Source organism: Lapidilactobacillus bayanensis, from assembly GCF_003946695.1.
GTDB lineage: Bacteria > Bacillota > Bacilli > Lactobacillales > Lactobacillaceae > Lapidilactobacillus > Lapidilactobacillus bayanensis.
In genome coordinates this window covers 1-8,277 of sequence record NZ_RHOX01000046.1, presented here as the reverse complement: position 1 = coordinate 8,277, position 8,277 = coordinate 1, and the positions used below count along the sequence as shown (strand labels likewise).

The window sequence follows — 8,277 nt, the reverse complement described above, 5'->3', positions numbered from 1 at the left end:
TATTCCTAATGCTGATTATTTACCTATTATTGAAGCAAGATTAGATGATTTTTCATATAAAAAACTAGATAAAAATAGGCAATATATTCGTGATGATATTTTAGTTTATATACAGTCCTTAAATAGATTTTACTATTTTACTAAAAACCAGAATAGACAATATGAGACGAAAAAAGTTGGCTCAATCATGGATTTCTATTATGCGTTAAGTAAATATTCAAAAGCTAAAAACTCTTTCTATTTTTCCTCAGATAAAAATGATTTTAACACTGCACATTATCTTTACTATAAAAGCGATTCAAATAGACAGAAATATAATACGGTTCAAATAAAAAGAAATAAACAAAAAGCACACTCTTAATTGACTGTGCTTTTTGTTTTCTTAAAAGAATGTTGAAATAAGTGCTAAAATAGCTAAACCACCTTGGGTTAGAATAATTTTTTTATCACTTGTAATACTGCCATATAATGCCACTAAAATAATATAAATTAATAGTAATCTACTCATTTCGATTGGATTACTTGAAAGAAAAACACTATATAATAACCCAACACCAATCAAACCATTATAAATACCCTGATTTTTAAAAAGTGTGTTTAAAGCTTTGCTTTTTAACTCTTCTTTTGTCATGTTAAATACTCGACTTGTAGCGTCTGAAGTTGTAGCAAACGTTTCTAAATATAGGATATAGAAAAATTCCAAAGCTACTAAAACAATCAATACTGTTGATAAAATTGACATTTTTTCTCCTTTCTTAACAATTTATTTTTATTACTATCCAACTATAAGTTATTTTAAGTGAGTTGTAAAATATTTTATAACCACCAATTTAATCTAACGGATTGAACTTATCCAAGCTAGCTCGTATTTCTTCTTCTAATCCGATGTATCGGATAGTCACTGCTTGACTAGAATGATTCAAAATTTTCATCAATGTGGGAATATCCCTGAATTGTCGATAATACTTATATCCGAATGTTTTTCTCATGGTATGAGTGCCAATATAATCCAATTCAAGAACACTTGCGACTCTTTGAAGCACTGGGTCGGCGACGCAACGCCTAGCGAGTTGCGCAAGATGCCGCAAGTACTGGAACGGATTCAAAGGGTCCAGGAGTTCCGCCTAGCAAGTAAAAGCCTTGGTACGCGCAAGTTGGCAGAACGGCCAACCCATTTTCATGCTTGGAATCAATCAGGAACATCATCAGCAGGACAGTTTCTTCTGGTGACAGATTGAGCTGCAGATTATCGTTGAGAATTTGCGCCAGCTTCACGGACTCTTTGTATTCGGCAGGATATTGGTCAATTAGCTTCTTGGCTTGTTCTGAGCTCATGCGCTGCCGAGTGATGTTGATGGTGAGCAGTGAGTTGATATGCAGACACAAGCCGTAGAAGACACTAGGCTCAAAAGTGCAGTGAAGCACTTTACTGCAGTTATCCAGCCAGGTCTTCACGGTTGTAATGATTTCTGGCTTTACGATTTTGGCAAGCTGTTCTTGGCTGTTGGTGAGGTCGTATCGATGGTTGTAGTTATAACGCTCGAACAGCTTTTTGATATGGTCGTTGATGACGTGCTTGATGTTTTTGCTACCGACGCCTTGGTCGACCAGCAAGGCATATTGCTTATTAATATCGCCATACAAATCAAGTCCGGGCTTCTTCTCATCGCGGGTTACCACAGCTGTTTCAGGGGTGAAAATCATGGTCTCGCTGTCTTCAAACAAGGCATCTAAAACCGGACGATTCTTCTTTTCCTTCAGCAACGCCTTTTGCGTGACAGGTTTGAGGGCATCCAGATAGACATTGATATCACGGCCGGGTTCGTTGACCACGCGCACATACGCCTTCGCACAGGCAATCGTCACCGCCGCCATAATATCCTTGACGTTGTGGAAGTAATCGGCCAGTAGCAGCGCCTTAACCACGGTGGTTGAGACGATGATTTTGCGCTGCGAAGTCTTAGCCTCACCAACAAAGAAATGATTAATCAGGGCGAGTTTTTCGTTGAGCGGGCGTTCATCGACTGCTGGCAGCTTGATGGTCACCGGTAGTTTACGCTCCAGCTGTTGATTGGCCTGGTTGGAGCAGGAGAAAATCATGAACGGCGTTTTGGCGCCAGTTTTATCGTCTGCCGCTAAGGGGGCGAATGCCCCTGCTTTGCGGTCGAGCAGGTCGATGATTTCTGATTGTTGTGAAGCTTGTAAGTATTCATAGTGATTAATAAACAGGATGCCATTTCGGGCTTGTTCAAAGCAGCTGCCTTTATAGTCGCCCTTCGGGCCGAACAAGACGGTATCAAGGCTATGGATGTTTTCAGCATAATTGCGGCAGTTGACAACAACGTGTGGGGCTTTTTGGTCAATCATCTGGTTGGCTTCAGCAAATTGAATGATGCGCTCCACCATCGCTGAGGTCCCGCTACCCGTTTGCGCCGTGATTTGAATGTTGAGATTACCGCTGGGATAAAGAACTGCTGCCTTGGCGAGCTGAATGGCTTTCTTCAGGCTGCCATTAGCACCAACCAGTGTGCTGAAGGCATCAGTGTTTGGTGTGCCTTCATCCAGCTGGTAGTGTACAGGGCGCGTCTTGGTTTTCTTGAGTTTACCAAGGCGCACCAGCTTATTCAGTAAGGCCGAAGTGTTTGTACGCTGTAGCTGGGTGTGCTCTGCCACAATATCGGTGGTAACACCGTCAGTATAGTTGCCATCGGTGTAGATGAGCTCGCGCACCGCGTCGTAGACGACATCTTGATTACGGTCCATCAGTTACCCCTCCTAGAAATCGGATACATGCATACGATTATCCTAGCACTTATCTGATGATGGGTCTATACAGAATGTATACAGTGTGGACGAACGATACACAATTCGGTTTGGGTGGATTACGAGTGACGAAAAAGCGCCAGCCGGTTATCGGTCGACGCTTTTGGATTTCGTCGTCTTTTTGTAAATGATGAACTAACGTGCCAGACGCGTATCCACCTAACGCCTGTCACTAAGCTAGTTTAGCGATGTCCCAAGATTTTATATTTGATGAAATGGTGGATTGGGTGTACCATCCACATTTTCGTAGTATATTCAGAAACGCCGTTGCGTAAGTGTCTCTACCTTGTGTTCGGGCAATCTGGTTATATTTAGTACCCCCCTGTTAGAGTACTGGGGGTATGGGCGGCCGGCTGACGCCGACCGCCCTTTGCTCGCGCTTGCGCCTTTCGCGCTGCACGGTGCGCGCGGCAAAGTGGTGAGATAGAAACGGCGATCATCCATGTTTTAGATGACCGCCGATAAGGTATCCTTGGATGAAGTTGTGGCACAGAGATGGCACACTTCAAAGTATTTTCGTTGATTTTCGACGTTTTTAGCTCTGCTGAAACGCCGCTAACTCGCTATTCTTACCTCAACTTATATGAGGGCTTGTTTTCACGTGGGACATAGTGCTTTTCCAAATCTGAATAATCAACACCCCATGCATGGAAATATAAGGCGTCACCCAAGACCCAAAACAATCGTGTAATTTTCGTCGATCAGCGTGTGCAAGTTCTTTTATTGTAAAGATACCTATATTATTCAATTTCAGTGCCGTTTTAGCACCTATAGACCAGAAAGAGGTTAAATCCTTTATATTCCATAAGGTTTCAGGAACGCGATCGTAGGTCCATTTAGCACGAAATGGCGATTCATACTTGGCTTCATTATCTAGGGCCAACTTGGCCAGTAATGGATTTTCCCCTATGCCAACGGTCGTAATAATTCCTGTTTTTGCAAAAACTTCATTCTGGATTTTCTCGGCTATTTCTTCATTACTGCCAAAGAGTTCATGAGAATGGGTAACGTCAATAAACGATTCGTCGATTGAATAAGGATACCAATGCTGATCGTCAGTAAATTGACGATAAATTTTATTAATAATTTCATTTTTCTTGATATAATCGGCCATTCTTGGTTCAACCATCTCAATATCCATCTGATCTTGAATCTCGTATCGCCGAGTACCGAGTTTCACACCATAACTCTTTTTGGTACTTGGACTGGCAGCTAAAATCAAGCCACCTTGCGACTCTTCATTAGACATTACAGCAATTTTAGCAGCAAGTGGATACTCACCACCGTCGGATAGCTTCGGTTGAAGCATAGAAGGACTTACAATCAATACACATGATGTCATGATATGGTAATCGTGTTTTATCATCTAGAGGTGTCATTATAATCCCACCAGGAATTTTCTATGTTGTCTCCATTTTAATTATCTAGAGACTAGTCGAGATTAATTGTCTCGACATCTTCTTCCAACAGATCCATTAATGAATTAGATTCAATGTAATTAACCCAAGATTCATAAGGATGAATTCGATTTTCCTTTACCTGTGATTTAATACTTGTATAAACGCTTTCCAAGAAAGCAGCTACCATCAAGTCGATTTCATGTTCAACGCGTTCATCAGAATATTGTTTGATTGGTTTACGTTCGGCGTTCTTCTCATATTGATAATCACTGGCGCTACGGCGGAAAGTGATAATAATACTACTGTGATCATTTATGTAATGTGTAAATTGCTCAGGTGTCATAATCAAACCTCTTTTATATTTGATAAGTATATTATACGAACATGCGTTCTGAAAATGCAAGCTGTACTCTTCCATTAATTTAGTTTAATCAGCAGGTATACTAGTATACAAGTATACTAATTAGCGAAGACATGAAACCATATTTAACAGTGTTTTATAACAATATCTTCAAGAATTTGGTATACCAGTATACCGATTAATTAAATAAGTTTTGACACCAATTAATTTTCTTATTGTACAAAAAGAAGCCGTGCTGAAACACGACTTCTCTGTTAAACCTTTTAAAGATGGTAACAGTATTTAAGTTTAAATCACCGCTAACCGGCCAAAGTTAAGGGTGATATTTGGAGGAGTTAAATTGTATAATTTCAGACTTTAATGTTGCAAATGCAACTGCAAATACTAAAGTCTGAAAGACCGACATCTAATTCCTTTCCAGGGATCGATACTTAAAATAACCATAATGACATATGGGATACGTTAACCAATAGTAGTTTATTGAATTATTAGAACAACGGCTCTAAGTATACCAGTATACTTGTATACCGGAATCTAGTTTGGAAAATACTGCTTTATGGGCATCTTTCCTAATAGGAAATCAATTTTAGGTATACTAGTATACTTAAAAAGGTCCTCAAAATGAGGACCTTTTTTCTTTATTTCGAATGTTTTTTTAATGGCATCATATCAAACTGAGTCTTTACCATCTGATTAAATGCTTCTGATTGTCTAGCCGACAATCGTTTATCCACGTAGGAATCAACGAGAAGTCCTAACATTTCATTAACGGTCGAAGCATCAACACCCTCTGCTTCAGCCATAAATGGTTTTAATGTTTGAATCCGAAGATTGACATAAGGAGATAGTTTGGCTGTCATTGTTGCTTTCAATCTGGGATCCTTTTTTGGATCCATTTCATTATTTAGTGTTGTGGGCTTATCATCAGATGACTGATTTACATTAATTGGACTAAAATCATTGGTTCCAGAGATCTGAACTTCCTTAGTTTTCAACTTTCCCTTGTTGGAATGCGAGATAATAGGCTTAAAATCACTCATCAATTAGTCCCCCTGATTTCTTTGAAAGCATCCTCATGTGTTCCTAGTTCGTCTAATACGTCGATAAAAACTTTATGTGCTCTTAGATCCCAACTGTCCTTCAAACCAGTGGTAGTCGTCCCAACATGAATGCCTTCTGCATCATATGCTTTTAATCGTTCTTGATATCTAATGACTGTGTTAAGAACATTATTCCCATATAAATCACGTGCTTGTTGAACAATCGTCTCATCAACACGGCCACCAGGACGTAACATGCAAGGTACAATTCCAAGAACATCCAAACGTGAATCAAAATTGTCCGCTAAATATTGCATGTAAGCAATATATGTTTTTGCACCATCAAGTGAAAGAGATTGTGTCTGCAATACAATAATACAATAATCTGCGGCCATCATAGCGTTATCAGAATAATCAGAAATTGTTGGCGGAACATCCAGGTAAATCACGTCGTAAACATTTTGAAGTGGTTCCAGTAGAGTTTTGAGGTACGTCATAGATTTAAGATCATCATCTTGGAACTTTTTCATAAGAATCCGCGGTAAGGAACGGAATGCAGTATTTGCACCAATCATATCTAGATTTGGTAAGACGCTGGTAATTTGTTTTTGCAAGTCACCATTAATGAATCCATCAGTGATGTTTCGATCAATTTTATCAATGTTACCTGTTTTAGCTAATACACTAGTCGCATTACCTTGAGGATCCATATCAACAACTAGAGTTCTTTTGTGTTTTACTTGAGAGCTTTCGTAAGCTAACATTGTTACTAGCTTAGTTTTACCAACGCCGCCTTTGAAGTTACCAACTACATATGTGGTTGCCATATTCATGCCTCCATGTATTTAATAATTATAATATACTCCTTTAAAGCAACGTTCGCAATAGTATACTAAAAGTTTTTTTGGTATACTCGTATGCTGGTATCCTGGTATACTCGCATACTTTACAGAGAAAAAGCCTTAATAAAACGGTATTCATTAATCGATTTTTAGTATACCAGTATACTGGTATACTGGTATACCGGTAAAACTACGGTATACCAGTATACCAAGAACAAAACTATAAAAAAGTTTCTATTTACAACAATTATATTATGAGTTACATTTAGGTTGTAGAAATTTTAACAAGCGATAATTTTGGAACTATACAAAAAAAGCACCCTAACGGATGACTTTTCTAAATTATCATAAAAAAAAGAAGCTGATTATCTGGGACTGCAATCCCAACAATAATCAGAAAACACGCCACACACACTGACGAGTCTTCCTTGCTTCCGCTTCTGGTACTATTATACCATCTCGAAGTGGAATTCCAAGGACTTAAATCTAAATCATCAGAGAAAAAACAAATTCCTGATTCTTAAAGACTTAAGCAGACACGAGTGAACTTACAACGTGTTTGCTTTTTTTATATAGATTTTTTGTTCTAGGAGAAAATTAAAATGACAGAATTCAATTATTATCAAGATACCGCAGTCTATAAAAGCATCTATCTACAGTTCCCAATAGCATTTATCAAGAACCAAACCTACAGTAAAATGAGTGCTGAGGCAAAAATTGCTTACGTAGTCCTCAAGGACCGACTTAGATATTCATTGCAAAACCACTGGGTGGATTCAGAAGGACATGTCTATTTTATCTACACAAACGAAGAATTGTGCGATCTGTTAAATTGTGCCAAGCCAAAAGCTATCAAAATAAAAAAAGAGCTAGAGGCTCTCAATTTACTAATGCAGGTCCGAATAGGAGTTAATAAACCAAATCATTTATATCTGGCCGATATCGAAATTCGACCAGAAGAAATTTACACTGACCAACCCCAAAACGCTACAACCGTTGATAACAGCGGAAGTAACAAAATATTACTTCCAGAAAACGGCGCCAATAGCGGAAGTAACAAAACGTTACTTCCAGGAAAATCAACGATTGTACAATCTGAAACCCGCGCCAATAGCGGAAGTAACAAAATGTTACCCAATCTAGATTCTATAGATTTAGATTTTAAAGATTTTAAAGATCTTGCAGATTCTCAAAATAAACAACTCGAACAACGTGAACAAGACCAAGATAGAGAACTACTTCAGAATTTACCTAATCTACTTCTCGAAGCTGATGGATATGGTGAGTTCACAGAACCAATCCTCAAAACAGTTAGCTTATTTGCCATTAATCTTGAAGACGCTATGAATACGTTAAAGATTGTCAAAAACGCAAAAAAGAACGTTGAAGCCTTAACTAATGAATTTATTATCACTTGGGAATGGACCGATCAAATTAATGCGGCTTTGAAAAGATTTTATTTAAAGCGCAAAACAGATTCTAGAATTAAAAATCAAGATAATTATTTGTTTGGAATCATGAAAACATGTTTTAGTGACTATCTAGCAGCAAATCATGCACGTGATACAGACGCCGCAGAGAACTAGTTTGGTCCAGATGATTATTAAAAAGTGATATAAAAATAATAAATGAATTTAGCTTGTTCGCCTTGTAATTTGTTGTCAAACGTGTAATAATTTTAGCGAACATATGTTCGTGACAAACGCGAACTAATCTCACAAACCAAGGGATTGGTGACTTCAAAATCCTGGTTTGACTAGTCGTACGGTTTTTAATAACTTGTTTTTTATCACACGTTCTTGTAAACAAAT

Annotated in this window: 6 protein-coding genes and 4 pseudogenes; 3 read left to right on the top strand and 7 right to left on the bottom strand. The window is 38.3% G+C overall.

Annotated features, from left to right (window positions below; translation table 11 throughout):
- A pseudogene (locus EKM65_RS11370) lies at window positions 1-361 on the top strand (hypothetical protein); the annotation flags it as partial.
- Between the two features lie 21 nt (window positions 362-382).
- Here the strand turns inward: EKM65_RS11370 and EKM65_RS10795 are convergent.
- Window positions 383-742, bottom strand: coding sequence for a DUF1304 domain-containing protein (locus tag EKM65_RS10795; protein ID WP_125608364.1), 360 nt, complete (start codon window positions 740-742; stop codon window positions 383-385).
- Window positions 743-830: 88 nt separating this feature from the next.
- A pseudogene (locus EKM65_RS10790) lies at window positions 831-1,043 on the bottom strand (tyrosine-type recombinase/integrase); the annotation flags it as partial.
- Here EKM65_RS10790 and EKM65_RS11590 point away from each other — a divergent pair.
- The gene (locus EKM65_RS11590) at window positions 993-1,238 is read left to right on the top strand and encodes a type IIL restriction-modification enzyme MmeI (RefSeq protein WP_318531116.1); all 246 of its coding nucleotides are present in this window, start codon (window positions 993-995) and stop codon (window positions 1,236-1,238) included. The pseudogene EKM65_RS10790 and the gene EKM65_RS11590 sit on opposite strands and share 51 nt — an antisense overlap.
- Before the next feature lie 13 nt (window positions 1,239-1,251).
- On the opposite strand, the pseudogene EKM65_RS10785 reads toward EKM65_RS11590, so the two are convergent.
- The 5 genes and pseudogenes from EKM65_RS10785 to EKM65_RS10765 all read right to left on the bottom strand — a co-directional run.
- Window positions 1,252-2,763: pseudogene (locus EKM65_RS10785) on the bottom strand (sigma 54-interacting transcriptional regulator); the annotation flags it as partial.
- Between the two features lie 641 nt (window positions 2,764-3,404).
- A pseudogene (locus tag EKM65_RS10780) lies at window positions 3,405-4,205 on the bottom strand (Y-family DNA polymerase); the annotation flags it as partial.
- 49 nt (window positions 4,206-4,254) lie between these two features.
- Window positions 4,255-4,566, bottom strand: a complete 312-nt coding sequence (locus EKM65_RS10775) for a hypothetical protein (RefSeq protein ID WP_125608360.1) — start codon at window positions 4,564-4,566, stop codon at window positions 4,255-4,257.
- A gap of 656 nt (window positions 4,567-5,222) precedes the next feature.
- The gene (locus EKM65_RS10770) at window positions 5,223-5,624 is read right to left on the bottom strand and encodes a hypothetical protein (RefSeq protein WP_191987325.1); all 402 of its coding nucleotides are present in this window, start codon (window positions 5,622-5,624) and stop codon (window positions 5,223-5,225) included.
- Window positions 5,624-6,451, bottom strand: a complete 828-nt coding sequence (locus tag EKM65_RS10765; protein ID WP_125608356.1) for a ParA family protein — start codon at window positions 6,449-6,451, stop codon at window positions 5,624-5,626. The genes EKM65_RS10770 and EKM65_RS10765 overlap by 1 nt, the downstream gene beginning before the upstream one ends.
- A gap of 617 nt (window positions 6,452-7,068) precedes the next feature.
- On the opposite strand from EKM65_RS10765, the gene EKM65_RS10760 reads away from it, so the two are divergent.
- Window positions 7,069-8,052, top strand: coding sequence for a replication initiator protein A (locus EKM65_RS10760; RefSeq protein WP_125608354.1), 984 nt, complete (start codon window positions 7,069-7,071; stop codon window positions 8,050-8,052).
- Window positions 8,053-8,277 lie beyond the last annotated feature (225 nt).